Origin of the sequence: Rhodococcus sp. 4CII (assembly GCF_014256275.1) — a bacterium.
GTDB lineage: Bacteria > Actinomycetota > Actinomycetes > Mycobacteriales > Mycobacteriaceae > Rhodococcus_F > Rhodococcus_F wratislaviensis_A.
This window is the reverse complement of the sequence record NZ_JACCFE010000002.1, coordinates 3,262,144-3,287,583: the sequence shown is the minus strand read 5'-3', so window position 1 is coordinate 3,287,583 and position 25,440 is coordinate 3,262,144. Positions and strand designations below refer to the sequence as shown.

Annotated in this window: 29 protein-coding genes, 3 tRNA genes and 1 pseudogene; 17 read left to right on the top strand and 16 right to left on the bottom strand. The window is 68.4% G+C overall.

Annotated elements, in window-relative coordinates; genetic code table 11:
* Positions 1–129 precede the first annotated feature (129 nt).
* Entirely contained in the window at positions 130–1,332 is a 1,203-nt protein-coding gene (locus H0B43_RS15950; RefSeq protein ID WP_185727046.1) for a cysteine desulfurase-like protein, read from the top strand.
* Positions 1,333–1,436: 104 nt separating this feature from the next.
* On the opposite strand, the gene H0B43_RS15945 is transcribed toward H0B43_RS15950, so the two are convergent.
* Entirely contained in the window at positions 1,437–2,432 is a 996-nt protein-coding gene (locus H0B43_RS15945; protein ID WP_185727047.1) for an NAD(P)H-quinone oxidoreductase, read from the bottom strand.
* A 121-nt stretch (positions 2,433–2,553) separates the two neighbouring features.
* On the opposite strand from H0B43_RS15945, the gene H0B43_RS15940 reads away from it, so the two are divergent.
* Together H0B43_RS15940 and H0B43_RS15935 are read left to right on the top strand one after the other, a co-directional pair.
* A complete protein-coding gene (locus H0B43_RS15940; RefSeq protein WP_185727048.1) occupies positions 2,554–3,036 on the top strand; it encodes a MarR family transcriptional regulator in 483 nt (160 codons plus the stop codon).
* A gap of 42 nt (positions 3,037–3,078) precedes the next feature.
* Positions 3,079–3,166 (top strand) — tRNA-Ser (locus H0B43_RS15935).
* 52 nt (positions 3,167–3,218) lie between these two features.
* Here the strand turns inward: H0B43_RS15935 and H0B43_RS15930 are convergent.
* From H0B43_RS15930 to H0B43_RS43160, 4 genes are read right to left on the bottom strand one after another with little or no spacing between them, the layout of a single operon-like run.
* Positions 3,219–3,581: a TfoX/Sxy family protein gene (locus H0B43_RS15930; protein WP_185727049.1), complete on the bottom strand. Its 363-nt coding sequence runs from the start codon at positions 3,579–3,581 to the stop codon at positions 3,219–3,221.
* A gap of 3 nt (positions 3,582–3,584) precedes the next feature.
* Positions 3,585–4,376 (bottom strand): VOC family protein, encoded by a 792-nt coding sequence (locus tag H0B43_RS15925; protein WP_185727050.1) that lies wholly within the window; start codon positions 4,374–4,376, stop codon positions 3,585–3,587.
* 23 nt (positions 4,377–4,399) lie between these two features.
* Positions 4,400–5,383, bottom strand: a complete 984-nt coding sequence (locus H0B43_RS15920) for a TIGR03086 family metal-binding protein (RefSeq protein WP_185727051.1) — start codon at positions 5,381–5,383, stop codon at positions 4,400–4,402.
* Positions 5,383–5,697 carry an ArsR/SmtB family transcription factor gene (locus H0B43_RS43160; RefSeq protein WP_397517465.1) on the bottom strand — a complete coding sequence of 105 codons (315 nt, stop codon included), beginning with the start codon at positions 5,695–5,697 and terminating at the stop codon, positions 5,383–5,385. Before H0B43_RS43160 ends, H0B43_RS15920 begins: the two co-directional genes overlap by 1 nt.
* Positions 5,698–5,792: 95 nt before the next feature.
* Between H0B43_RS43160 and H0B43_RS15910 the strand changes: the two genes are divergently transcribed.
* The gene (locus H0B43_RS15910) at positions 5,793–6,425 is read left to right on the top strand and encodes a maleylpyruvate isomerase family mycothiol-dependent enzyme (protein ID WP_185727052.1); all 633 of its coding nucleotides are present in this window, start codon (positions 5,793–5,795) and stop codon (positions 6,423–6,425) included.
* 166 nt (positions 6,426–6,591) lie between these two features.
* On the top strand, positions 6,592–7,593 hold the full coding sequence (locus H0B43_RS15905; RefSeq protein ID WP_185727053.1) for an alpha/beta hydrolase family protein: 1,002 nt from the start codon (positions 6,592–6,594) through the stop codon (positions 7,591–7,593).
* Between the two features lie 6 nt (positions 7,594–7,599).
* Here H0B43_RS15905 and H0B43_RS15900 read toward each other — a convergent pair whose 3' ends face one another.
* Positions 7,600–9,306 (bottom strand): bifunctional UDP-sugar hydrolase/5'-nucleotidase, encoded by a 1,707-nt coding sequence (locus tag H0B43_RS15900; RefSeq protein WP_185727054.1) that lies wholly within the window; start codon positions 9,304–9,306, stop codon positions 7,600–7,602.
* An 89-nt stretch (positions 9,307–9,395) separates the two neighbouring features.
* Positions 9,396–10,472: a histidinol-phosphate transaminase gene (gene hisC, locus H0B43_RS15895; RefSeq protein WP_185727055.1), complete on the bottom strand. Its 1,077-nt coding sequence runs from the start codon at positions 10,470–10,472 to the stop codon at positions 9,396–9,398.
* A gap of 61 nt (positions 10,473–10,533) precedes the next feature.
* On the opposite strand from hisC, the gene H0B43_RS15890 reads away from it, so the two are divergent.
* The 3 genes from H0B43_RS15890 (at position 10,534) to H0B43_RS15880 (ending at position 11,571) form a co-directional block, all read left to right on the top strand.
* Positions 10,534–11,259, top strand: coding sequence for a dienelactone hydrolase family protein (locus H0B43_RS15890; RefSeq protein WP_185727056.1), 726 nt, complete (start codon positions 10,534–10,536; stop codon positions 11,257–11,259).
* Between the two features lie 99 nt (positions 11,260–11,358).
* Positions 11,359–11,450: transfer RNA gene (locus H0B43_RS15885), tRNA-Ser, on the top strand.
* Positions 11,451–11,495: 45 nt separating this feature from the next.
* Positions 11,496–11,571: transfer RNA gene (locus H0B43_RS15880), tRNA-Arg, on the top strand.
* A gap of 64 nt (positions 11,572–11,635) precedes the next feature.
* Here H0B43_RS15880 and H0B43_RS15875 read toward each other — a convergent pair.
* Together H0B43_RS15875 and H0B43_RS15870 are read right to left on the bottom strand one after the other, a co-directional pair.
* Complete coding sequence (locus H0B43_RS15875) at positions 11,636–12,109, bottom strand: hypothetical protein (RefSeq protein ID WP_185727057.1); 474 nt, start codon at positions 12,107–12,109, stop codon at positions 11,636–11,638.
* 85 nt (positions 12,110–12,194) lie between these two features.
* On the bottom strand, positions 12,195–12,560 hold the full coding sequence (locus tag H0B43_RS15870) for a nuclear transport factor 2 family protein (RefSeq protein ID WP_185727058.1): 366 nt from the start codon (positions 12,558–12,560) through the stop codon (positions 12,195–12,197).
* Between the two features lie 101 nt (positions 12,561–12,661).
* Here H0B43_RS15870 and H0B43_RS15865 point away from each other — a divergent pair, with 101 nt between their 5' ends.
* Complete coding sequence (locus H0B43_RS15865; protein ID WP_185727059.1) at positions 12,662–13,561, top strand: LysR family transcriptional regulator; 900 nt, start codon at positions 12,662–12,664, stop codon at positions 13,559–13,561.
* A 6-nt stretch (positions 13,562–13,567) separates the two neighbouring features.
* A pseudogene (locus H0B43_RS41575) lies at positions 13,568–13,728 on the top strand (D-2-hydroxyacid dehydrogenase); the annotation flags it as partial.
* Between the two features lie 15 nt (positions 13,729–13,743).
* Here H0B43_RS41575 and H0B43_RS15860 read toward each other — a convergent pair.
* Both H0B43_RS15860 and H0B43_RS15855 read right to left on the bottom strand, forming a co-directional pair.
* On the bottom strand, positions 13,744–14,088 hold the full coding sequence (locus H0B43_RS15860; protein ID WP_185727060.1) for an SHOCT domain-containing protein: 345 nt from the start codon (positions 14,086–14,088) through the stop codon (positions 13,744–13,746).
* 27 nt (positions 14,089–14,115) lie between these two features.
* On the bottom strand, positions 14,116–14,544 hold the full coding sequence (locus H0B43_RS15855; protein ID WP_185727061.1) for a DUF6325 family protein: 429 nt from the start codon (positions 14,542–14,544) through the stop codon (positions 14,116–14,118).
* Between the two features lie 183 nt (positions 14,545–14,727).
* Between H0B43_RS15855 and H0B43_RS15850 the strand changes: the two genes are divergently transcribed.
* From H0B43_RS15850 to H0B43_RS15840, 3 genes are all read left to right on the top strand, one after another.
* Positions 14,728–15,972 carry a cation:proton antiporter gene (locus tag H0B43_RS15850; RefSeq protein WP_185727062.1) on the top strand — a complete coding sequence of 415 codons (1,245 nt, stop codon included), beginning with the start codon at positions 14,728–14,730 and terminating at the stop codon, positions 15,970–15,972.
* Positions 15,969–17,537: an MFS transporter gene (locus H0B43_RS15845; protein ID WP_185727063.1), complete on the top strand. Its 1,569-nt coding sequence runs from the start codon at positions 15,969–15,971 to the stop codon at positions 17,535–17,537. The genes H0B43_RS15850 and H0B43_RS15845 overlap by 4 nt, the downstream gene beginning before the upstream one ends.
* 103 nt (positions 17,538–17,640) lie before the next feature.
* Positions 17,641–18,954: a serine hydrolase gene (locus H0B43_RS15840; RefSeq protein ID WP_185727064.1), complete on the top strand. Its 1,314-nt coding sequence runs from the start codon at positions 17,641–17,643 to the stop codon at positions 18,952–18,954.
* 25 nt (positions 18,955–18,979) lie between these two features.
* On the opposite strand, the gene H0B43_RS15835 is transcribed toward H0B43_RS15840, so the two are convergent.
* The 4 genes from H0B43_RS15835 to H0B43_RS15820 all read right to left on the bottom strand — a co-directional run bounded on the left by H0B43_RS15835 (position 18,980) and on the right by H0B43_RS15820 (position 21,424).
* Positions 18,980–19,411, bottom strand: coding sequence for a nitroreductase family deazaflavin-dependent oxidoreductase (locus tag H0B43_RS15835; RefSeq protein WP_185727065.1), 432 nt, complete (start codon positions 19,409–19,411; stop codon positions 18,980–18,982).
* A 61-nt stretch (positions 19,412–19,472) separates the two neighbouring features.
* Entirely contained in the window at positions 19,473–19,736 is a 264-nt protein-coding gene (locus H0B43_RS15830) for a hypothetical protein (protein ID WP_185727066.1), read from the bottom strand.
* A 107-nt stretch (positions 19,737–19,843) separates the two neighbouring features.
* Positions 19,844–20,263, bottom strand: a complete 420-nt coding sequence (locus H0B43_RS15825) for a very short patch repair endonuclease (protein ID WP_185727067.1) — start codon at positions 20,261–20,263, stop codon at positions 19,844–19,846.
* Between the two features lie 15 nt (positions 20,264–20,278).
* Positions 20,279–21,424, bottom strand: coding sequence for a DNA cytosine methyltransferase (locus H0B43_RS15820; RefSeq protein ID WP_185729940.1), 1,146 nt, complete (start codon positions 21,422–21,424; stop codon positions 20,279–20,281).
* Positions 21,425–21,580: 156 nt separating this feature from the next.
* On the opposite strand from H0B43_RS15820, the gene H0B43_RS15815 reads away from it, so the two are divergent.
* On the top strand, positions 21,581–22,678 hold the full coding sequence (locus H0B43_RS15815) for a hypothetical protein (protein ID WP_185729941.1): 1,098 nt from the start codon (positions 21,581–21,583) through the stop codon (positions 22,676–22,678).
* The gene (locus tag H0B43_RS15810; RefSeq protein WP_185727068.1) at positions 22,675–23,262 is read left to right on the top strand and encodes a putative glycolipid-binding domain-containing protein; all 588 of its coding nucleotides are present in this window, start codon (positions 22,675–22,677) and stop codon (positions 23,260–23,262) included. The genes H0B43_RS15815 and H0B43_RS15810 overlap by 4 nt, the downstream gene beginning before the upstream one ends.
* Positions 23,263–23,311: 49 nt before the next feature.
* Here the strand turns inward: H0B43_RS15810 and H0B43_RS15805 are convergent, their stop codons facing one another.
* Complete coding sequence (locus H0B43_RS15805; RefSeq protein ID WP_185729942.1) at positions 23,312–24,280, bottom strand: prephenate dehydrogenase; 969 nt, start codon at positions 24,278–24,280, stop codon at positions 23,312–23,314.
* Positions 24,281–24,329: 49 nt separating this feature from the next.
* Here H0B43_RS15805 and H0B43_RS15800 point away from each other — a divergent pair, with 49 nt between their 5' ends.
* Entirely contained in the window at positions 24,330–24,869 is a 540-nt protein-coding gene (locus H0B43_RS15800) for a tRNA adenosine deaminase-associated protein (protein WP_185727069.1), read from the top strand.
* Between the two features lie 11 nt (positions 24,870–24,880).
* Positions 24,881–25,339: a nucleoside deaminase gene (locus H0B43_RS15795; protein WP_185727070.1), complete on the top strand. Its 459-nt coding sequence runs from the start codon at positions 24,881–24,883 to the stop codon at positions 25,337–25,339.
* The last annotated feature ends 101 nt before the right edge of the window (positions 25,340–25,440 follow it).

The following is a 25,440-nucleotide window of genomic DNA, read 5'->3' as shown; positions in this document are numbered from 1 at the left end:
TCCATCTTGTCTGTTCCTGCTCGGCGGCGCGAAGGTGCGTCCGATTTGGGGCCATTCCATTTTGTTGCTTATCGCAACAATTGATGGCTGGCTTCGACCGTATTGACTTGGGGTCTTAGAGTGTCGGGCATGGCTTACGACGTTGCCCGCGTTCGGGGACTCATCCCCTCACTCGGCGACGGTTGGATCCATCTCGATCCGCAGGCCGGCATGCAGATTCCGGATGCGGTGTCACGCACTGTCTCGACAGCCTTCCGGGCCTCTGCCTCTTCGTCGACCGGACGGCATGTGTCCAGCCGGCGCAGTGCGGCGGTACTCGATGCGGCCCGAGCAGCCGTCGCCGACCTGGTCGGAGGCGATCCCGCCGGGGTCGTCCTCGGCCCCGACCGATCCGTTCTCCTCGCCTGGCTCGCGGAATCCCTCAGCACCCGCCTCGGTCTCGGAACCGGCCTGGTGCTCTCCCGCCTCGACGAAGAAGCGAATGTCGCGCCCTGGCTGCGCGTCGCCAGCCGCTACGGCGCCCAGGTGCGGTGGGCGGAAGTCGAGATCGAGACCTGTGAGCTCCCCAGCTGGCAGTTCCAGGACCTCATCACCACCACGACGCGTCTCGTCGCACTCACCGCCGCCTCCCCGATCGTGGGCTCGGCGCCCGACGTCCGCGTCGCGTCGGACCGCGTCCACGAGGTCGGCGGACTCATGGTCGTCGACGCGATCGGCGCCGCCCCCTACGCGCACGTCGACATCAACGAACTCGGCGCCGACGTCGTCGCCGTGGGTGCCACGTCCTGGGGCGGACCGCAGGTCGGGGCACTCGTGTTCCGCGACCCCTCGCTCCTCGACCGCATTCCGGCGGTGTCCCTCAACCCGTATGCGCGGGGTGTCGAACGTCTCGAGGTCGGCGGGCACCAGTTCGCACTCCTCGCCGGTCTCACCACGTCCATCGACTTCCTCGCGAACCTCGACGAGTCGGCCACCGGTTCCCGGCGCGAGAAGCTCGAGGCGTCCATCAGCTCGCTGCAGAACTACCAGGACACCCTGTTCGACCACCTCATGGCGTCGCTGAAGCGGCTACCGCAGGTCATGGTCATCGGGCGCTCGCCCAGCCGGGTTCCGACGCTCAGCTTCACCGTCGCGGGAGTCTCGGCCGACAAGGTGGCGTCGCACCTCGCCGACAAGCGCATCGCCACCGTCAGCGGCGTCCACGGCGGCTCCCGGCTGCTCGACGCACTCGGCGTCAACGACGAGGGCGGCGCCGTCACCATCGGTCTCGCGCCGTACACCACCCGCTACGAGATCGACCAGCTCGTCAACGAGCTCGCCACCCTGGGCTGAGCGAGTCCCCGGCCCACTGCCGCGCCCCGGTCCACCGCCGCGCCCAATGTGACATTCGTTCCGTTGGACTGGACGAATGTCACATTGGGCGACGACGGGACGTGTCAGTTCCGCGGGATCGTGAGGATCACCTTGCCGACGGTGTCCGCCGAATCGAGCAGCTCGTGTCCGCGCGGCGCCTCGGTGATGGGCAGTTCGGCCGAGACGATCGGTTGCACCGCGCCCTCCGCGATCAGCGGCCACAGCCGCTTGCGGACGTCGGCGACGATGTCGGCCTTGCCCTCGCGTCCCGTCTCGGGGCGTCCCCGTAGTCCGGCGGCCGTCACGTGGCCGCGTTTGCCGAGCAGCTTGCCCAGATCGAGTTCGCCCTTGCGGCCGCCCTGCATGCCGATGACGACGAGCCGGCCGTCGGCGGCGAGCACGTCCACGTTGCGGTCGAGGTAGGCGCCGCCCATGTTGTCGAGGATGACGTCGGCGCCGTGACCGTCGGTCGCCTTGCGGATCTCGTCGACGAAGTCGGCCTCGCGGTAGTTGACGAGGATGTCGGCGCCGAGTTCGCGGCAGCGCGCGAGCTTCTCTTCGGACCCGGCGGTGACGGCCACGCGGGCCCCCAGCGCGACACCCACCTGGATGGCGTGGGTGCCGATGCCGCCGCCACCGCCGTGCACCAGCAGTACGTCGCCGCGGGACAGTCCGGCGCCCATCACGACGTTCGACCACACCGTGCACGCGACCTCCGGCAGCGATGCGGCGACGCGCAGGTCCACGCCCTCCGGCAGCGGGAGCAGTTGCGACGCCGGGACGGCGACCTTCTCCGCGTAGCCGCCGCCGGACAGCAGCGCGCACACCTGGTCGCCGACGGACCACCCCGACACGCCGTCACCGAGTTCGGCGATCGTGCCGGAACATTCGAGCCCGAGGATGTCGCTGGCTCCGGGCGGCGGCGGGTAGAACCCCTGCCGCTGCAGCAGGTCGGCGCGGTTGACGGCTGTCGCGGCGACGTCGAGTAGGACGTGTCCGGGTGGGATTTCCGGGTCCGGCTGCTCGGCCCACTTCATGACTTCGGGGCCGCCCGGTTGGTCGATCGTGATCGCATACATGGGAACGACGCTAGCGAAACGAGCCCGTCTCCTGTGCCCGCGACTGTCCGAGCGACCGCTCGGCCTCATCCGGTACCGCACGCTACTGGAAAGTAATGTCGCACTACTAGAATGTGAACCTGTGACAGCAGAAACCTCCGACGCCGCAGCAGCGACCAATTGGTTGACCCCTGCCGAGATGCGCGCATGGCGCGGGTACATGGACGGCAACCAGCGGCTGATGGATATCCTGAACCGGGATCTGCAGGAGAAACACGATCTCTCCCTGGCGGACTACCGGATTTTGGTACTGCTGTCCGAGTCTCCGGACGGTTCGCTGCGCATGAGCGATCTCGCGGACGGCGTCCTCTCCTCCCGCAGCCGCCTCACCCACCAGATCCGGCGGATGGAGGCGCAGGGCATGGTCGGCCGCGACACGTGCGTCGAGGACGGTCGTGGGGTGCTGGCCGTCATCACCGACGAAGGTCGCGCCCGGCTCGCCGCCGCGGCGCCCACTCATGTAGCCGGGGTGCGCAGCAACCTCGTCGATCTGCTCACCAAGTCGCAGCTGAAAGTTCTCGCCGAGGTGTTCGAACGCGTCGACAAGGCCATCGGCGACCGCTGACCGGTTGCCCGATGCCGTCTCCGTACCGATAAGATCGCCCACGGAAGCGTGGCAGAGCGGCCGAATGCACTCGCCTTGAAAGCGAGCGTCGTGAAAGCGACCGGGGGTTCAAATCCCTCCGCTTCCGCCAACGACCGGCAGCCCTGATCTGATATCTCGCCAGATCGGGGCTGCTGTCGTCTCTACTTCTTCCCGGACTTCGGTTGTTTCGGCGGCAGTTCGGCGATCTCGGCGAGCGCGCGTTCGACCCAGGGTGTGGCGAGGTCCGGGGTGTTCCGCCACTGGTCCGGCAGGGCCAGGTATTCGCGCATCGGCTTCTCTCCCGGACCGAACGGGCCGACGCCGTCGGCGGACGCCAGTTCGTCCTTCGCCTGCTCGGTGAGGAGCCGGATCCCGACGCTCGGCCCGAGAAGTCCGGCGAACATGTTCCCGTTGACGAAGGCGCCGAGGTTGCCGAACATCGGTTTCACCTCGACGCCGGGGGTGTCGGGGATCAACGACCGGAAGAACTGTTTGTCCTCCTCGGAGGGTTTCGGCATCTTCACGGTTCAGGATTCCTGACGTTCCGCGGGCGTCATGATGCTGAAGACTGCGCCCTCCGGGTCGGCGACGCCGGCCATCCGGCCTACGGTGGGGATGTCCATCGCCTCTTCGACGATCTTGCCGCCGAGTGCCACGACCTTCGCGGCGCTGGCGTCGACGTCCTCGACCGCGAAGTAGACGCGCCAGTGGTTCGGTGTGCCTGCCGTCAGCGGCTGCCCACACCCACACACCTGGTCTCCGCCCACCTCGAACAGCGTGTAGGTGTATTCCGGACCCATGGACATCTGCGACGTCGTGATCCCGAAGACGCTGGTGTAGAACGCAACTGCCGCGTCGACGTCGCCGGTGTTCAGTTCGTTCCAGACGCAGGCGCCGGGGTCGCCGACGAGGGAGGCGCCGATGTGCTTGTTCGCCTGCCACAATCCGACGGCCGCTCCGGTGGGGTCGGTGACGAAGGTCATGCGGCCGGCTTCCCCCACGTCGAACGCCGGCATCAGAACCTGGCCGCCGGCGGCGGGGACCTTCCCGACGGTCGCATCGACGTCGTCGACCGCGATGTAGGTGTTCCAATTCGCGGGCGCCCCGGCCGCGGCCGCGTCGGGTTGCAGTGGCGCGATGGCGGCGACGTTCTCGCCGCGCAGGGTGGCCATGGAGTAGACGGGACCTTCGGGCATCGGCCGGTCGTCGTACTCCCAGCCGAACAGTTCGGAATAGAACTTCTTGGCCGCGTCCTGATCGCGGGCTTGGAGGTCGACCCAGTTCGGTGTCCCCTGGGTGTATTCCGATTTGATGGGCATGACGATTCCTTTCCGTTGTGGTGTCAGGCTGCCGGGGAGGGGTGACGGCCGGTGTAGGCGACGAGCCGGGTCACCGCGTCGCTGGTGTGCGGGGCGGGTACGGGGTCGTCGAAGCCGACGGCCTTCCTGCCCTCGGGCGAGATGATCTTGTGTGCCAACGTCAGCACGTATTCGGCGAGAGGTTCCGGGATGGCCGCCGGCCGCCCGGTCGCGGCCGCGAAATCCCAGGCGTGGACCAGGAATTCGATCGAGAGGATCCCTGCGGCGACGGTGGCGGGGATGTCGTTCGGACCGATTGTCACCGTGCCGTCCAGGCCACGCCCGCGCCACGCCTCCAGTGCGGGCTGAGCGAGGTCGGCGATTCTGATCTCGACGGGTGCGGTGGGGTCGTCGTCGAACTGCGCGCCCGCCGCGCCGCCGAGGGCGGTGATCGAGCCGACCAGGTGATCGGCGAGCTGGGAGACGGTGAACTCGGTGCATGCCGTCTGCGCAGACATGTCGTCCGCCGTGACGTCGCGCAGGACCCGTTGGACGACGGCCAGTGTGGCTTCGGCACTGGACAGTTCGTCGAGCGGGTCGGGTGCGGCGGCCCACTCGTCGGGGCCGGCGTCGCTGTTCTGCGCGGCGGCGACGAGACGATCCAGGTAATGGTTCCAGCCTTCCGCGTGGCGTGCGGCCTGGGCGTCGGTGAGTCCGTCGTGCACGAGGCGCACCTCGGTTCCGCCGGCTGTGGGGGTGAGTGTCACCGTCACGGTGGACGTGCCCGGCGGGAGTTCGTCGTCGCCTTCCCATCCCCAGGTGAACACCACCCGCTTGCCGGGGACGATCTCGTGGAACGTGCCGGTGGCGGAGTGTCCGGGGACGACGGTCCATCGGTACTCGCCGCCCGCCTGCAGGTCGACGCGGGCGGCGACGGTCTGCCACCGCCGCAAGCGTTCCGGTCGGGTGACGAGGTCGAATGTCGCGTCCGGGTCCAGCGGGACGACGACGGTTTTGTCGAAAGGCATCAACTGTCTCCTTTGGAAGCTGCTTCCTCGGTGGCGTCCGCGACGAGCCGGTCGAGTTCGTCGATCCAGAAGGAGTCGAACAACGCGCGGAGTTGCACGAGTCCCTGTGGGTCGAGCCGGTAATACCTGAAGCGTCCGTCCTTGCGCGCAGTGACCAGTCCCGCCTCGGTGAGCACCCTGAGATGTTGCGATATCGCCGACCGGCTCGCGGGGAAGTGTGCGGCGAGGTTGTTGACGGTCTGTTCACCAGATGTCAGCAGTTGCATGAGGCGTCTCCGGGTGGGCTCAGCTGCGACTTCCAACTGATCGAGCACGAGCAATACGTTAGTCGTGACTAACACGTTGTGCAATGGGTCTCGCCGACGGACCGGTGAGGTGGAAGAATTCGTAATCGACGAGGGAGTGAAAAATGACAACGTCAAGCCCCTGGCCCACGATTCACGACGAACGCCGCGCCCTGGTGGACGACCTCGAACCGCTGACCGAAGAGCAGTGGTCGACGCCGTCGCTCTGCGAGCGGTGGACAGTGCGGGACGTGTTCGCGCACATGACGGCGACGGAGAAGATGACGCCGCCGAAGTTCGTCGGAAAACTCGTCGGATCGGGATTCCGCATCAACACCATGTTCGAGAAGGACATCGCCCGCGAAGAAGAAGGAACACCGGCCGAGGCGCTCGACGAATTCCGGGCACACATGGGCGACTCCACGCATCCGCCCGGCCCCATCGACGCCATGCTCGGCGAGATGATCGTCCACGGCGAGGACATCCGCCGCCCACTCGGCATCGCGCACGACTACCCGATGGACGCCGTCGTCCGCGTCGCCGACTTCTACAAGAATTCCAACCTGCTCATCGGCTCGAAGTCCCGGGTCGCGGGCCTGACGCTGCGAGCCACCGACACCGACTGGACCACGGGATCGGGGCCGGAGGTCTCCGGTCCGATGCTCGCACTCGTCCTGGCGATGACGGGTCGCAGCGCCGCCCTCGGCGAACTCGGTGGCGACGGTCTCGGCCAGCTGAAGTCCGCCCTCTCGAAGTAACGGACCCGCGTGAAACGGGTGCGTCTGTCGAGGTGTGGACCGCGGTGACTACAACGTGATCGGGCCGGGGCACACAGCTGTCACAAAACCTCTAAGCTCTTGTTGACCGGACGCATTTTGTACTGTGCAATCGGGGTCCACACAGTCGGGGAAGAGGGATTTCTGTATGCGTCGCGAAGCATTGGCTGCTGTCGGTCTGGCAGTGTCACTGACCCTCCTGGGGCCGGCGTTCACTGCAGTCGCCGACCCGGCGCCTGCTCCGGCCGCGCCCCAGAACAACGGCGTCGCCAGCGTCGACAAGATCGTTCCGCTCACCGACACCCGTAGTGCCGTCTTCATCAATTCTCCCGCCATGGGCCGGGTCGTGCAGGTGCAGGTCCTGCATCCTGCTGGGGGTGGGGCGAGGCCGTCGCTGTATCTGCTGGACGGCGTCAGCGCCGGCGCCGAGTCGAACTTCCAGGAGAGCACCTGGACGCAGAAGACGGACGTCGTCCAGTTCTTCGCCGACAAGAAGGTCAACGTGGTGCTCCCAGTTGGCGGCACCGCCAGCTACTACACCGACTGGCTGCAACCCGACCCCACGCTGGGCGTCAACAAGTGGGAGACGTTCCTGGCCAACGAACTCCCGCCGATCATCGACCGGAACTTCAGCGGGAACGGCGTCAACGCCGTCGCGGGTGTGTCGATGGGCGCGATGGGTGCCGCCAATCTCATCACCCGGCACCCGCAGCTCTACCGCGGAATGGCCGCCTACAGCGGATGCCTCGACAACTCGAATCCCAGCTCGCGCGATTCGGTCCGCGGAACGGTGGCGTTCAAGGGCGGAAATCCGGCCAACATGTGGGGGCCCGACACCGATCCGGCCTGGACCGCTCACGATCCCTCGGTGAATGCCGAAGCCTTGCGCGGCAAGCAGATCTACATCTCCACAGGCAACGGTCTCCCCGGACCGTACGAGATCGGGGGAGACATCGCCTCGACGATCGCGGTGGGTGGTCCGCTGGAGGCGGCGGCGAACCTGTGCACGCGGACGTTCCAGCAGCGCCTGACCCAGCTCGCGATCCCGGCGACGTTCATCTACCGGAACTTCGGCACGCATTCGTGGCCGTACTGGCAGGACGAGCTGCGGACGTCGTGGCCGGTCCTGAGGAGCGCGCTCGGCGTCTGATCGCGCTCACTGTCCGCCGATCACCGTGATCCGGTCGGTGGTCGGCAGCGCCACGGGTGATTGCGCCCCCAGATAGGCCGTGAAGGCGTCCAGGTCGCAGCCCACGTGCACGGCCTCGGTGCGGGTGCGGAAGGCGTCGAAGCCGTCGCCGCCGTCGGCGAGGAACTTGTTGACCGCCACCCGGTACGAATTCTCGGAAGTGACCGGTGCGCCGTTCACCCGCAGGTCCGAGATGCGTTCGCCGACAATTGCCGAGCGGTTCATCGCGTAGGTCAGTGAACTCGACGGGGCGAGGATGCGCTCGGTGATCGTGCCGTCGCCGCGCGGCTGGAACTGCTGCTCCAACGCGGACTTCAGCGTCGCGCCGGTGACCGTGAGGACTTCGAGGGTGTTGCCGAACGGCTGAGCGGCGTAGGCCTGTCCGTAGGTGACGGCGCCGTCCGGGCCCCGCAGCAGGTCGTCCCGGAGCCCGCCCGGGTTGGTGAGTGCCACCTGGGCGCCGTGCCCGGAACCGGTGGCCAGCTGGGCGTCCGCGACGACGTTTCCGAGGGTGGATTCGCCGCTGCCGGTCGCGTCGCGGGTGAGGTCGCCCGTCAGCGACGCGACCCGCGCCCCGCCGACCTCGGAGGCCTGGCGGGCGGCGTCGTCGGCGAGCGCCTGGATGCCGGGGTCGGACGGGATGTCGTGGGTGACCACCTGATTGAACGAGGACGCGCGGTCGCGCAGGATGTCCCGGGTGGTGCGGTCGATCGTCACGTCGACCACCGAGATGATCCGCCCGTGCGACGCGCCCTGCATCGTCACCCGCGGGTTCCCCATCGGGTCGGGGAACGAGCAGTTGTACTGCTGGTGGCTGTCGGCGGTGAAGATGACGTCGACCTTCGGGGACGCCCGCAGTGCGAGGTCGCGTGCGGGTCCGGACGTCACCTCGCACGAGTTGGGGCCGTTGTCAGCGACGGGTTCGGCGCCCCTGTGCATCAGCAAGGCGATGGCCCGCACCCCGAAGAAGTCGAGGAGATCGGCCGTCCGGTCGACGGCCGCGAGTTCGTCCGTGAAACGCAGCCCTCCCACACCCTCGGACGTCACCATCCTCGCGGTGTCGGCGGGCATGGTCGCGATCACGCCAACCGGGATTCCCTCGACGTAGTCGACGGTGAAGGGAAGCGTTGCCGGCGCGCCGTTCTCGAACTCCATGTTCGCGGCGAGGAGCGGGAACCGGGCGCCCTCGAACGTGTCCCCGAAGCGGCAGCCGTCGACGGGATGGCAACCGCCGGTCTGCATCCGCCGGAATTCCGTGTACCCCTCGTCGAGTTCGTGATTGCCGATCGCGGACGCGTCGACGCCCATCCGGTTGAGCAGTTGCACGGTCGGTTCGTCGTGGAACATCGCGGATTCGAGTGCCGACGACCCCCAGTTGTCACCCACCGAGTACAGCAGCGAATGGGTCGCCTGGCCGCGCAACTGGTCGACGTAGGCGGCCAGGTAGGCGGCGCCGCCGGCCGGGGCCAGCGAACCGTCGGCGCGCTTCACCTGACTGCGGATGCCCAGCGGTGGTTCGAGGCTGCCGTGGAGGTCGTTGAACGCGAGCAGCCGGACCGACACGGTCGTGTCCTGCGCCTGCGCCGCGGACAGCCCCGACGTCACCGACACCGTCAGCGCCGTCGACAGTCCGGCCGCCAGCGCGGCGGTGCGGAGCGCGGCGCGGCGACGCATGTGGGGGCTCCCTTCGGCAAAACCTCACTGAGTCTGCCAAGAAGGAGTCACGGGCGTTATACCCGTGGGTAACGTTTACGTCTCGAGCGTTACGCCCGCACCGCGACGTTCGCGATCGACCGGGCCTCGGTGCCTGTGGCGAAAGCGAGGAAGGCGTCGTTCTCCGCCGGATCGCCGATCGTGATCCGCACCCCGTCGTCGCCGTAGGGGCGCAGCAGCACACCGGCTTCTGCGCTGGCGGCCGCGAACGGTCCGGAGTGCGTTCCCAGCGGCAGGTAGACGAAGTTGGCGGCCGATTCGGGCACCTCGTAGCCGGCGGCGAGCAGGGCGTCGCGCACCCGGTTCCGCTCGGCGATGACGCCGTCCGTGCGCGCGAGCAGCTCGGCGGACGCGGCCAACGACGCGATGGCGGCGGCCTGCGCGACGGCATTGACCGCGAACGCGATGTGCACCTTGCTCAGAGCGGTGACGACCGCAGGGTCGGCGACCGCGTATCCCACCCGGATGCCCGCGAGACCGTAGGCCTTGGAGAACGTGCGCAGCACCACCACGTTGGGGCGTCCGCGGAACAGTTCGATGCCGTCGGCGTCGGACCGGTTGTATTCGAAATAGGCCTCGTCCAGGGCGACCAGGACGTGCGCGGGAACGGCGTCGAGGAAACGCTCGAGTTCGGCCTTGGTGAGGGCGTTGCCGGTGGGGTTGTTCGGGTTGCAGACGAAGATCAGCCGGGTGCGGTCGGTGACCGCGGCGGCCATGGCGTCGAGGTCGTGACCGTGGTCCGCGGTGAGCGGAACCTTGACCGGCGTCGCCCCGCCCACCCGGGTGACCACGGGGTAGGCCTCGAACGACCGCCACGCGAAGACGACCTCGTCGCCGTCGTTGCACGTGGCCTGCACCAGTTCCTGGCACAGGCTGACCGAACCGCAGCCCGCGGCGATGTTCTCGGTGGCCACCCCGAGGTGGTCGGCGAGCGCCGCGATCAGGGCGACGTGACCGTTGTCCGGGTACCGGTTGGCGTTCCCGACGGCGTCGGCGATGGCGTCCCGCACACTCGGCAACGGGCCCAGCGTGGTCTCGTTGCTCGCCAGCTTGATCGCGCCCGGAAAATTCTTGCCGGGGACGTAGGCCGGAATCGTGTCGAGGTCTGCCCTGGTTCGCGGAGTCACCAGGCGATTATGCGCCTCCCGATCCTCTGCGCCGACGCCCCCTTCGTGCCAAGGTAGGGACATGTCGGGATTCTTCAGGGACAGTGCAGCCCTGCGGACGTCCGGAGACGCGCCGGAAGGTCCTCAGCTGCGAGTTCCGCTCACCGCGGTGGAACCGGACGGTCCGGCGCGGGGCGGCATCGTGGTCCTGCACGAGTCACGAACCTTCAGCGAAGCTCTCCTCGATCTGATGCGCGCGCTCGCGATGGAAGGGTGGGTGACGGTCGCGCCGCACCTCTTCCACCGCGAACCGGCGCCCAGCGATATCGAGGTGTTCGGCGAAACGCTGTTCGCCGACTTCGACGCCACATTCGACTGGCTCATCGCGCGGGGCATCTACGCCGACTGCGTAGGAGTGCTGGGATTCGACGACGCCGGGACCGCGGCCCTGCTCGTCGCGACGACGCGTCCCGTCGGTGCCGCCGTGAGCGTCGCCGCCCGCGGGATCGTCGAACCGCTGTCGGACGACGCGCCCGCGCTGGTGCACGCCGCCCCCGACCTGAAGGCGCCGTGGCTCGGTCTGTACGGGGAGGACGATCCGTCGACGCCGCCCGATCAGGTCGAGCTGCTGCGCGACGCCACCGCCAGATCCGACGTCGCGGGGCTCGTGGTGAGCTATGCCGGGCTCGCGCACCGGGCCGACGAACCGCCTCAGGTTCCCGACGGCCGCGACGACGACCCGGGGGTGGAAGCCATCGTCGACGCACAGCGCCGGATCTTCGACTGGTTCGACGGCTACCTGCGGTAGAGCGGCCATCCTTGCGCTCTGACCAGCCGTTTTGCCTTTGTGGTGGAAAGGTGTGTAATCTTTCGCACCGGCGGTCCGAAGGGATCGGAACCACCCCAGGGAGGCGTGCCAGAGCGGCCGAATGGGACTCACTGCTAATGAGTTGTCCCTTTTGCGAGGGACCGGAGGTTCAAATCCTCTCGCCTCCGCCACACCGGGCCTAGACGGCCGGTGCAAGCTAGACAACTGAAGAACATGCGCCCGTAGCTCAACGGATAGAGCACTTGACTACGGATCAAGAGGTTAGGGGTTCGAATCCCTTCGGGCGCACCACGAAGCCCCCGTCAACTGCAATGATGCAGGCGGCGGGGGCTTCTCGTTGTGGTCGGCCGGATGGTCACGACGTTCGCGTGCTCGATTCGAGACCGATCGTCGTGGTGGTCGAACCGAGACCGATTCGTGGCCAGCCGGCGGTGACCGCGATGAACCCGGAGGCGGGTATCGCGTCCAGCCAGTAGTGCGGTTCGGTCCGGTACTCGGGTGGCCCGCTCTGCGCCGATTTGGACGCCGACGCCGGATGGTAGGGGTCGGCCTCGCCCTCGACGTCGTCGACGCGTGCGCGCACGGACAGATAGGACCATCGGGTCGAGGGATCGTCGGGATCGGACAGCGACCGTGTTTCGTACTGCGCCAGTTCCGCGGGTCTGCCCGTCGCGGTCAGGGCCATCCGGAGGTGGAGACCGTCCGCGAACGCCACGACTTCGAAGAGTTCGAGGGTGAGGTGTTCTTCCGTCGTGAGAAGCAGGGGGCCGTGGACCTGGTGTCCCCCGGTGGTGGGTGGCGCTACTGCCGGCCAACGCGGTCTGCGCATACCCCTATGTTCCCACCGATCCGAATGCAGATGCAATGGTGGACAACGAAGTTCATGCCGTGTATCGGCCGGCGCAGCCGCGACCTCAGCGGGTGGGCGGGACGAACTCCGGCTGGTCGAGAAGCCGCAGCCACGTTCCGTCCGGTTGCCTGCGGACCACCTGCGCCCGCGCGCCGGATCCGTCCTTGGGTGGGGTGGAGGTGAGGGCGATGTCGTCACTGATCAGCGTGGGGAGCGGGGTTTCGAGTTCGAAGTGCGGGGCGTTCGCGAGTACCGATTCCCACAGTGCCCGGATGGCTTCCCGTCCGACCGTCCGGCTGCCGGGCGGATATGCCATGACGGCGTTCTCCTCGTACAGGGCAGCGACCCCGGCGGCGTCGCCGGCGTTGCTCCGCTCGACGAACAGGCGGGTGAGGTCTTCGGGCTTCAGGGCCTTCTCGTGCTCGGACAATGCGCATCCTCTCATCGGTGATCTGCTGTCATCTCCCAGGATGGGGCCCGCAGAATCGGAAGTCCAACAGATAGTTGTGCTTGATACTAGAATTTTTGGTTATGGAACTCCGGCAGCTCGAGTACTTCGTCGCGGTCGCGGAGGAAGCGAACTTCACCCGAGCCGCGGAACGGGTCCACATCAGCCAGTCGGGGATCAGCGCGCAGATCCGGCAGCTCGAGCACGACCTCGGCGCGACGCTGATCGACCGGTCGAGCCGGACCGCCACACTCACATCCGCGGGGGAAGCGGCACTCGTGCACGCCCGCGCGGCCCTCGCCTCGGCCGAGGCGGTCCGACAGGCCGTGGACGACGAGAACCAGCTGGTCCGCGGTCGCCTCGTCGTCGGGATGGTCACCGCCTGCACCGTGAAACCCCTGTTCGACGCTCTGTCCGCGTTCCATCTCGCGCACCCGGGTATCGAGATCACGCTGATCGAGGACAATTCCGACCGACTCGTCGACCGCGTCCGTTCCGGCGGGACCGATCTGGCTCTCGTCGCCACCGCGTCCGCGCCACCGGACGGGCTGGACGCCTTCCCGATCATCAGCGAGGGGCTGGTCGCTGCGGTGGCCCCAGGTCATCCGCTGGCGCGGCGATCCCGCGTCGCGCTGGCCGAACTCGCCGACCATACGATCGTCTGTATGCCGACCGGAACGGGCATCCGGACGGTGTTCGATCAGGCGTGTGCGGCCGCCGGCCTCCGCCCCGAGATCGCCCTGCAGGCGAGTGCGCCGGATGCGGTCGCCGACCTCGCCATCCGCGGACTGGGGGTCGCGATCCTGAGCGAGTCGATGGCGACCGACTACCGGGGCCGGCTGACGGCGGTCCCGCTCGACGACGTCGACATCCCGGCCGTGCTCGCGCTGGTCTGGAAGGGTCGCGGCGGCCCCGCGCTGCGCGAACTCGTCCGGCACACCCGCCGCTCCTTCGGGGAACTGCAGACCGACCCGGCCCGGTAGTTCCTCACACCGCTGTGGACTCACCCGAACGTGCTGGTCAGCCCACACACTGCAGCCCTGAACCCCGCAGAGGACCGGCTGATCGCGGAACTGTGCGCGCGCAACGCCACTCGCTTCCTCGACGGCGAGGAGCTGATCAACCGGTGGACACCGTCGAGTTCTACTGAGGATTCGGAGGACGCTCAGGATCCGAGCAGCTTGGCCTTCGCCGCCGCGAACTCGTCGTCCGTGAGCACTCCCGCCTCCTTCAGGCGGGCGAGTTCCTGGAGTCGGGACACCAGGTCGTCGCCGCCCGCCGGTGCGGGTGCGGGTGGTGGCGGGGCGGCCTGTTGCTGCGCCGCCTGCTGCTCTGCGTACTGCTGCTGGGCGGCCTGGTCTGCCCGGGCCTGAGCCTCCGCATCCTTGTTGGCGGCGCGCCTGTTCATCGCGTTGGACGTTGCCCGTGCGGTGCCGGTGATCACCGCGGTCCGGGCCACCGTGCCGAGCAGTCCCGGACGTCCCACGCGGCGTGGACCTCTGAAAACCATGTCGTTCTCCGTTTCTGTGCGTGCGGGTCAGGTTGCCGCGGCGATGGCCGCCTCGACCACCTCGCGCGGGATGTGCAGGTGGAGGGCCACCTCGCCGCCGGCCTTGCGGGAGGCGGCCGCGACCTTGCGCGCCCACGTCTGCTCGTAGACGATCGCGACGGCGGACGAGCCCGGCTCCAGCGATTCCCGCACCACCTCGAGGTCCTCGTCGCTGATCAGTTCCTTGGCCTCGAGCGACAGGGCGGCGAGACCGATGCTGTCGAGGTCCTCGTCCACCTCGACCTGACGCATCGTTCCGTCCGTTCCCTTCGAAATGAACACGAGGTCGAGGATCGTGACCAGCCCCTGTTCGACTGCGTCTCGGAAGGTCTCGACCACCTCGGGATCGGCCTGCTCGCCCGGGAAGGTGAGAAAGAGGAACGCGACCGGCCCGACATCTTCAGCTGAACTCGACATCTTTTCTCCCTGCGCTGGGGTGCCCTGGTGTCGATGATCGCCACCGGCCGGGAGCCGCGCATCATCCACGACGGGTGATTCCGGTTGGTGGCGTTCATCCGCTACGGATGATGTCTCCCGATCCGGGCTCTGTGAGGCTCGAGCCCAGTGCTGTTTGCGGTGGATCGAGAGACGGGGTGACGCATGCCTTCCCTGGGAGCCTCACTGTTCTGGATCGTGGCGTGCGCGGTGGTGGCCCCGCTGCTCGCCGGGCTGTTTCCCCGGAAGCTGGTACCCGAGGTCGTGCTGCTCCTCGTCGCCGGGATCATGATCGGGCCCCACGTCTTCGACCTGGCGGTCGAGGGGAGCGAGATCGCGCTGTTGCGCGACCTCGGGCTGGGACTGCTTTTCCTGCTCGCCGGGTACGAGATCGACACTGCCGAGATCACCGGCCGCGGCGGGCGCCGCGCCCTCGTGACGTGGCTCGTGTCGCTGGTCGCGGCGTTTGCGGTGGTGTCGCTGCTCAGCCTCGTCCACGTGGTCGATGCGGGCACCGCGGTGGCGATCGCGATGACGTCGACGGCGCTCGGGACGCTGCTGCCGATCCTGCGGGACGCCGGCGCACTCGACACCCGGCTGGGCCGGACCATCCTCAACCACGGTGCGTTCGGCGAACTCGGACCCGTCGTGGCGATGGCGGTGCTACTCGGCTCCCGCGGGTCGGTGGCGTCGATCGTCGTGCTCGGACTGTTCACCGCCGCAGCGGTACTCGTCGCGTTCATACCCGCCCGGGTGCGGCGCGAGGGGTCGCGCATCACCGCGATCATCAGGTCGGGATCGGAGACGACGTCGCAGACGACGGTTCGGCTGACCATGCTGCTCCTCGTCGCGCTCACCGTGCTGGCCGCGTCGTTCGGCCTCGACACCATCCTCGGCGCGTTCGCCGCCGGATTCATCCTGCGGCGGGCCACCCCCGAAGGCGACGAGACCCTGGAGACCAAGCTCGACGGTCTGGCGTTCGGTTTCCTGATCCCGATCTTCTTCGTCACGTCGGGCATGGCCATCGACGTGGCCGCGGTGGCCTCCGCACCCGGCGTCCTGATCGCGTTCGTCCTCCTGATCCTGCTGGTGCGGGCCGGCCCGGTCTACGTCGCGGGCAGATTCGACCGGGGAGCGGAAGGCTCGGACCCGCCCTTCACCGTCCGCGAACGCACCCAGCTGGCGCTGTATGCGGGGACGGGTCTGCCGCTGATCGTCGCCGTCACCGGGGTAGCCGTCGACTCGGGCGACATGACGTCCGCCAACGCGTCCGTGCTCGTCGCCGCCGGCGCGATCACGGTTCTCCTCTTCCCGCTCGGGGCGACCCTGCTCGCATCGACCCCCGAACCGGCGGCAGACACGGCCGGCCAGGCGCCGGGCGGCGACACGACTCCCGGGAGCAGACCATGACCCGCACCGAATCCACACAGGCCCCGGCCCGGCCGACGATCATCCTCGCGACCCTCATCCTCGTGGCCGCCGTCGCCAACCTGAACCTGTCGGTCGCGAACGTCGCGCTGCCCGACATCGGCCGCGCATTCGACGCAAGTCAGACGCAACTCAACCTCATTGCGGTGGCGTACTCCCTCGGGCTCGCCGCGTCCGTCCTGTATCTCGGGGCGCTCGGCGACCGCTACGGGCGCAAACAGATGCTGGTGCTGGGCATGGCGCTGTCGCTGCCCGCGTCGGCGATCGCGGGTTTCGCGGGAAACTTCGAAATACTGTTCCTCGCACGCGTTCTCGGTGGAATCTCGGCCGGACTTGCGTACCCCACCACCCTGGCGATCATCACCGCACTGTGGGCGGGGCCGGCGCGGACCAAGGCCATCGCCCTGTGGTCGGCCCTCGGTGGCGCCATCTCCTCGCTCGGGCCCATCGTGTCGGGTGCGCTGCTCGAGCAGTTCCACTGGGGCTCGGTGTTCTTCGTGACCCTCCCGCTCGCCGGCATCGCCCTCGTCGCCGCCATGGTGTGGGTGCCCGCCCACGTCAACGAGACGACCGATCCCGTCGACAATCTCGGCGGCATCATCTCCGTCGTCTTCGTCGCCTCGCTCATCCTCGCGATCAACTTCGCACCCGTCGACGGCGCGGGCGCGACCGCCCTCGGGCTCGGGGTGATCGCCCTCGCGTCGGGCGCCGCGTTCTTCCTGCAGCAACGTCGCGCGGCGCACCCGCTGTTCGATCTGCACGTCGCCGCCCGGCCGACGTTCTGGGTGGCCGCCGTCGGCGGGGTGATCGTGTTCGGTGCGTTGATGGGAGCGATGTTCATCGGGCAGCAGTTCCTGCAGAACGTCCTCGAGTACTCCACGCTCGCCGCCGGATCGGCGATCATCCCGGCCGCCGTCGCGATGGTCGTCGTCGCGCCCCGGTCCGCAAAACTCGTCGAATCGCACGGCGCCCGGTTCACCCTGCTGGTCGGTTACCTGTTCGTCGTGATCGGGCTGGTGGTCGCGCTGGTGTGGTGGGACGAGGATGCGACGTTCTGGTGGGTGGCGCTCGCGTACGCGTTCGTCGGCATCGGCGTCGGGTTCGCGGGCACCCCCGCGTCCCGTTCGCTGACGGGGTCGGTGCCGGTGTCCCGCGCGGGCATGGCGTCCGGCACGTCCGACCTGCAACGCGACCTCGGTGGCGCGATCATGCAGTCGATCCTCGGGGCCGTGCTCACCGCGGGCTACGCGAAGTCGCTGTCGGCGACGATCGCGGCGTCGCCCGCCGCCGACCAGGTGTCGCCGGAAACCCAAGCGGCACTGACCAAGTCGTTCTCCAGCGCCGAGGTACTCGCCGAGCGGTACCCGCAGTACGCGGAACAGATCATCACCGCCGCCCGCAACGCCTTCCTCGACGGCGACGACCGGGCGTACCTCGCCGCAATCCTCCTGGTGTGCGCCGGTGCCGTGGTGGTGTTCTTCTTCTTCCCGCGCCGGGACGAGGAGAAGCGGTTGCTGGCCGAGTATGCGACCGAGAGAACGGAGTAGGGCGAATGTACCGCTCGTCGCGGCGGAAGCGTCGAAAGGCACATTCGCCCCACGGTGCCGGAGTAAATTTCCGGCAGGGGCACCTCGACGACGGGACCGCACGATGACAGCTCAGGTCGTGACCAAGACGAATCGGCGCCGACTCCTCGGGGCGGCCGCAGCAGCATTGCTGCTGGTGGCGCCCGTCGCGTGCTCGGACGACTCGTCTTCCACGGGTGCTTCCGCAACCTCGACGACGGAACGGTCGGGGTCGCCGAGCACCGGGGCGGACGCGCAGATCGACTCCGGTGTCGCGGCCCGGCTCGACGAGGCGATCGACAAGACGATGTCGATGGCGTCGATCCCCGGCGCGATCGTGGGCGTGTGGGGGCCCGACGGCAACTACATCAAGGCCTTCGGTGTTTCCGACAAGACGTCGGGGGCGCCGATGGAGACCGACTTCTTCCACAGAATCGGCAGTGTGACAAAGACGTTCACGGTCACCGGGGTTCTGCAGCTGGTCGACGAGGACAAGGTCGCGCTCGACGATCCGATCGCCAAGTACGTCGAGGGCGTGCCGCTGGGCGATCAGATCACCCTGCGCGAACTCGCCCGCATGCAGAGTGGGCTGCCCAACTATTCGGCCAACGAGGACTTCCAGAAGGCCCTGCTCGCCGATCCGCAGGCGGACTTCACCCCGCAACAGTTGCTCGACTACGCGTTCGCGCAGCCGGCGTCCTTCCCGCCCGGGCAGGGATTCGAATACTCCAACACGAACACGATCCTGCTGGGTCTCGTCATCGAGAAGGTCAGCGGAATGCCGCTCCCGGAGTACGTGACGCAGAAGATCATCGAGCCGCTGAAGATGGCGGACACGAGCTTCCCGACCACCAACGCCTTCCCCGAACCGCACGCGCAGGGCTACACGGAGCAGACCTCGGACGGCAAGGAAGCCACGGCCACCGACTGGAATCCGTCCTGGGGATGGTCGGCGGGCGCCATGATCTCGACCCTCGACGACCTGCACATCTGGGCTCCCGCGCTGGCCACCGGAACCCTGCTGCAGCCGGCCACCCAGGCACAACGGCTCGAGACGGTGAACGCCCCGGGGCTGGCGCCCGACGTCGGCTACGGGCTCGGCATCTTCGACGTCGCCGGCTGGATCGGGCACAACGGCAGCCTGCCCGGTTACCAGACGGTCTGCGTCTACCTCCCCGAGCAGCAGACGACCCTCGCGATCATGATCAACACCGACGTCGCCTATCAGGACAGCGAACCGAGTACCGCGCTGGCGGGGGCCGTCACCGAGATCATCTCACCGGAGCACGTCTATCACCTGCGCCCCGGAGCGCAGAATCCCGAGGCGTCCACCCCGGCGACGCCGACACCCTCGGAGACACCGGCGACAACGACGACCTCCGCCCCGCCGACCAGCTGAACCCCACGTGAGTGTCCGGGAGGTCTCAGCGGTTCGGGGTGAGCGCGATGACCGGTATCGGCCGGTCCGTCTTCTTCTGGTACTCGCGGTACCGGCCGCCGTTGACGTCGTTCATCGTCGCCCACATCCGGTCGTAGTCCGGGTCGCCCGGTAGAACTTTCCGCGCCGCCACGGTGATGTGCTCGCGGCCCACCTGGATCTCGCAGGTGGGGGCGGCCAGCACGTTGTGCATCCACGCCGGCGACGTGGGCGCACCGCCCTTCGACGCGACGACCAGGAACGCGGCGCCGTCCCGGCCGTACGTCAGGGCGGACGTGCGCGGTTCCCCCGACCTTCGGCCGACGCTGTGTAACAGCAGAGTCGGCATCCCGAACAGCAACCGGTGCCCCACCCATCCGCGGCTGCGCTCGTAGACGAACTGATGGAGCTGAAGAGCTTTCACGAACAGGTCGGTCACGGCGTCCTCGTCTCGGCACTGGGAGCTGATCGAACCTCACGGGACGGCGACGCCGAGCGGTCTACGGGCTGTGGAACGTGAAGATGCGGCAACCGCTCATGTTCGCCGCCGACACGACGCCGTCGGCCCGCACGTAGTCGCCTTTGGCGGCGAGATTGTTGGCGAGCGCGGCTTGATCGTCGCAGAAACTCTGGTCGGTCGGGTTGGCCGGGGGATTGCTGATGTAGGCGTCGCCCGGTGCAGCCGCGGCAACGGCCGGCACGAGTGGGACGGCCGCTACTGCAATCGCAATGGAGGCCGCCGCGACGATACGGCGGATCATCATGCTCCTCCGAGGATGGTTCGAGTAGTGGGTGTCACACCATCCTGCACCGATCGGGGGCGCGCGACCATACCCCTAGGGTGGAAATTACGACACCTCCACCGTCACCCTCAGCGCGGCCCGGCGTCCCCGTCGTCCAGAACGCGCTCGACCCTGTCCGCGGCCGCCACCGGATTCTCGTGCTCCCAGATCCGCACCACCGTCCAGCCGGCGTCCGTCAGTCTCGTGTCGGTGTCGCGGTCGCGTGTGACGTTCCCGGCGAGTTTCTCCGCCCACCACTGGGCGTTGTTCTTCGGGAACGTGGCGTGCTGCGGGCAGCTGTGCCAGAAGCAGCCGTCCACGTACACGGCCACCTTCCGCCGCGGAAACACCAGGTCGGCGCGGCGGCGGACGCCCTTCATCGGGGCCCGGTCCACGAAGTACCGGATCCCACGCCGATGCAGTTCGCGGCGCAGTGCAAGCTCGGGTGCGGTGTCGCGCCGCCGCTGCGCCCGCATCCGGGCACTGGTCGCGGGATCGGTGGCGGGCATCGCGGGTCCGTCCGCCTACGCGGCGGCCTCGGGAAAGCCGCCCATCCGGTCGAGGTGGCTCTCGACGTCGTCGATGAACCCGGGAACGAACCGCAGATTCCCCATCCGCGCCCGCTTCAGGAACCCCGCGGTCGCACGTGCCGACAGCAGCCGGGTGTCCTCGAGGAATCCGCTGAGATCCTCGTACGGTTCCTGCACGGGCCACGTCGACGTGTGCACTCGGAACGCCTGACGGTTGCTGCCCCACGCCGCCGCCGGCCACGCGTCGCCGGGCTTCATCGGCGTCTCGACGCCGCGCTCGTAGTCCGCCGGCTCGAGCAGCCGCCGGCCGACCCACGCCGCCATCCGCACACTCACCGCGTTGCCGACGAGCTTCCACCGATGGCTGTTCCGCAGACCGGGCACCAGCGCGGCCGGCGCCGTCCAATCGGGGTCGAAACCCTGCAACCGCTCGGCATCCACCAGTCCGGGGGTCACGATCTCGCCCGACGGCAGCCGCACCGCGGGCGGGCTCGCGATACCGACGGACGAACCACCCTTGAGCGTCGGGACCGCGTTGACGGCCCACCCGAGTCCGCGGGTGCCCTCGGTCCAGTAGAAGCCGCACGGGAAGTCGGCGGGATCGTCGACCGGGCGCTCCCCGGCGTCCTCACCGAACAGGACCGCCCGCGGATCCTCCGTCCGCGAGGCGAGCATCAGGACCCGCTGCCGGCGCTGGGGGAGGCCGAACGCGCGCGCATCCACCACCCGGTACGCCCACGTGTAGCCGAGGTCCTCCAGAGCGTCCGTGATGTGCCTCATAGCAGCCCCCCGGCCCAACTGCAGCATGAACGGAACGTTCTCGATCAGCAGCCAGCGCGGACCCCTCTTCCGCTTCACCAATCGGAACACCTCGTCGACGAGCCCGGACCGCGAGCCCGTGATGCCGGCGGTCCGGCCGGCCTGGGAGAGGTCCTGGCAGGGGAAACCGGCGGCCACCAATTCGATGTCCTGGGGGAGGGAACGCAACTTGGTGACGTCCGAATGCACTGGGACGTCCGTGAATCGGGTACGCAGCACCGCCTGGGCGCCCGGGTCGATCTCACAGAGCAGTTCGGTGTTCCAGCCGTGCTCTCTCAGACCCAACTCGAGCCCGCCGATACCGGCGAACAGGCCCACCATGCTCCCGGTTGACGTCACGGCACCCTTCCTCACGAACCAGTCACCCGAGAACGTTACTCGAGATCTGCGCCTGTGATGACCAACCACCCGTGAGTACAACTACTCACGGGCCGGAGGCATCTAGACTTTTCGTGGGTGGGAACACAGGGAGGCGCCATGATCTCGGGTTTCCGGCACCGGTCGCATCTCTTGCGCGACGCTCAGGGCAGCGGCCTGGTCGAAGCGTTCGTCATCATCGGCATCGTCACGATCCTGCTCACCCGTGCCTACCTCCACCTCACCGGATATCCGCAGGTCGGGGGTTCGTCGCTGCACATCGCACACGTCCTGTGGGGCGGACTCGGCATGGTCGTGGCCCTCGTGACCGTGTTCTCGTTCCTCGGGATGAAACCGCGGGTCCTGGGCGTCGTGGTCGGCGGCGTCGGGTTCGGGTTGTTCCTCGACGAGATCGGCAAGTTCGTCACCAAGACCAACGACTACTTCTACCGGCCGTCCATCGCGATCATGTATGTGGTGATCGTGGTGTTGCTGCTGGTCAACCGGTCTTTGCACGACGTGCGCCCGCCGACCCCGACGGAAGACGTCGCCAATGCCGCCGCGATCGCACTCGGCGGACTCGACCGCGGACTGGACCGCGGGCGGCGGGAGCAGGCGCTGGCGCAGCTGCGCCGGGCCGCGGCGGCCGGCGCCGACGACGCGACGCTCACGTCCGTCCGGGATCTGCTCGGTCGCTGCCCCGACCGCGCCGGCCGGACCCTGCCCACGGCACGGGAGCTGGCCCGGCGCGCGACCCCCGACTTCGCCAAGGGTCCCGGCATGCTCTGGACCGCGGCCGTGCTGCTCACCCTGTTCTCCACCCTGGGACTGCTCAGTGCGGTGATCACGCTCGGCGACGACCTTCGCGGCGACGAGGGAACCGATATCACCACCATCGGGCAGCTCATCGGATCCGCCATCGCTTTCGTGCTGTGCTGGGCGGCCATCGTGCGACTGCGGAACGGCAAGCTGTGGCCGCTGCAGTTCCTGCGGGCCGCCGCGCTGGTCACCGTCCTGCTCACCGAGGTGTTCGACTTCGTCGCGCAGGAATTCGGAGCGCTGCTGAACGTGGCCGTCGGACTCGGCGCCCTCGTCGTCTTCTCGTCGCGCATCGCGATCACGGAACGCGCGCGGGCACTGGCGCTCGACAACTCTGCTGCAACGAAACTCGGCCCGTTGCCACCCCGGGAGCCGTCGTCGCTTACCGTAGACAGGTGAGCATCCAAGCCTCCGGTGCCTCGACCTGGCCCGCAGTACTGACGTGGCGGGCGGACAACGCACCCCGAATGGAATCGGTGCGCGTCCAGCTCAATGGCGACCGCATCAAGGCCGCCGGGCGGATCATCGGCGGCGAGTGCGCCGAGCATCCCGCGTTCAGCGCGTCCTACGACCTCGTCACCGACGAGAGCGGTGTCACCCGCCGGCTGTCGCTGCGGACGTCCGTCGCGGCCGGTGAACGGCAGATGTCGATCAGCCGGGACGAAGAGGGCACGTGGATGGTGGAACACGGCGCCAACCACCAGCGATCCACGTTCGACGGTGCCCTCGACGTCGACATGGTGCTCAGCCCCTTCTTCAACGCCCTGCCCATCCGGCGGTACGGCCTGCACCTCGGATCGGAGGACGTCGAGGTTCCCGTCGTGTACGTGAACCTCCTGGACCTTCGGGTCGAGGGTGCGATCCTCACCTACAGCAGCGGCCCGGACGGCATCCACGTGCTGTCGCCTGTGTCGAGTTCCTCGGTGACCGCCGATCGAGACGGGTTCATCGTCGACTACCCGGGCCTGGCCGAGCGGATTTAGGCGCTGCGCGCCCGTGCGCCTTTTTGGTAGCCCCAGCAACCAGAAAGGCTCACAGGCGGCGGAGCCGCCCTCCCCGCCGACCCGCGTCCCGCATCTCCTCGATCCAGCCGTCGCGGCCGGGGACGATGCCGGTGATCTCCCACGTCTCCTGGTTGTCGTACGTCAGGCGGGCGGCGTGACCGTCCTCGACGAGCGCCGCCGTCGACGCCTGCTCCGACAGTTCGGTCCGCGCGTTCTGCAGCAGTACCAACGCCTCGTCGAGGGCGATCAGAAGGGCGTCCCGGTTGCCCTCGCACATGGCCCGGACGAGTCCGGGCGCGCTGCCTGCGACCCGGGTGCCGTCGCGGAACGATCCTGCCGCCAGACCGAGTGCCAGCGGTCCGCCCCGGGCGCCGGTGATCGCGAGGGTCTCGGCGAGCAGGTGCGGTAGGTGCGAGATGCGTGCGACGGCACGGTCGTGTTCGCCGGACTCGGCGGGCACGACGACGGAACCGCAGTCCAAGGCGAGCTGTGCGACCTGCGTCCAGATGCCGGGGTCGACGCCGTCGTCGGTGCCGACCACCCACACGGCCTCGCGGAACAGGTCGGCGCTGCCGACGCTCCACCCCGACGCCGACGTTCCGGCCATCGGGTGCCCGCCCACGTAGCGGTCGGCGAGCCCCTGACGGGCCGCCGCCGCGGCGACCTCCGCCTTGACGCTGACGACGTCGGTGATCGAACAGTTCGGCGCGTACAGGGCGATTGCGGTGAGGGTCGCGGCGACTGCGGGGACGGGAACGGCGATCACGATCAGCGCCGACTCCGCCGACGCGCGCTGGAGCACCGCGACGAGATCGGTGTCGGCGTCGAAGCCGTCGGCGCGGGCGGCGTCGACGGACGGCGCGGATCGGTTGTGGCCCCACGCTTCGCGGCCCGCCCGGACCGCCGCACGCAGCAGTGAACCGCCGATCAATCCCAGGCCGAGCACGCACACCGGAGGTGCGGAAGCGGTATCAGACACCCGAACAGGTTGGCACATTCCCGTGCGGACTTCATTTACCGGCACCCCGCGGGCTACCGTTGCGCTCATGGGTGCACAGCGCGCGGAAAACAACAGCGCCTCCTCGGATCGGGCAGAGGATCTGGAGGGCTTCGGTGTCGCGGTAGTACACGAGGACGGCCGGTGGAAGGTCAAGGCCCTCACGTCGGCTGCTCTGACCAGTCTGAGCGTCGCGGAGGAGGAGCTTCGGGCCCTCCGTAGCGCGGGCGCGTTCTTCGGTCTGCTGGACGTGGACGACGAATTCTTCGTCGTGCTCCGGCCGGCGCCGTCGGGAACGCGTCTGCTGCTGTCCGACGCCACCGCCGCCATCGACTACGACATCGCCGCCGACGTCCTCGAGGCGCTCAACGTCGAGGTCCCGGACATCGATCCGGACGAACTCGACGACATCGACCCCTGGGAGGAGGGCGACCTGTCGCTGCTGTCCGACCTAGGTCTGCCCGAACCCGTGCTGGCCGTCATCACGTCCGAGACGGACCTCTACCCGGACGAGCAGCTCGGGATGATCGCGCAGCGGCTCGGGTTCACCTCGGAGCTGGCCGGCGTCCTCGACAAGCTTCCCCGGTAGCTTCGCGCGCCGTGACACTGCAGGACGACGAGCGGATGATCCGCTCGGCGATCGAGGCCGCCCGCGCCGCCACCGACGCGGACGTGCCGGTGGGTGCGGTGGTGTTCGACGCCGAGGGGGTCGAGGTGTCGCGGGCCGTGAATTCGCGCGAGGCGATGTCGGATCCGACGGCGCACGCGGAGATCATCGCGTTGCGGGCGGCCGCGCGGGTGTACGGCGACGGCTGGCGCCTCGAAGGGGCGACGCTGGCGGTGACGCTGGAGCCGTGCACGATGTGCGCGGGCGCGCTCGTCCTGGCCCGGATCTCCCGGGTGGTGTTCGGGGCGTGGGAGCCGAAGACGGGTGCGGTGGGCTCGCTGTGGGATGTGGTCCGCGATCGCCGGCTCACGCACCGTCCGCAGGTCAGGGGCGGTGTTCTCGAGGACGAATGCGCCGGGATCCTCGAAGATTTCTTCCGTGAACGCCGCTGACCGGTTTCAAACCCGTTCGTGGGGTACTCGACAGTTTGTGGCCGGGTCCGCATGACCCGTGCTTCTCTGGAGAAAGGTGCCGAATAGGCGCCGCCGGACCC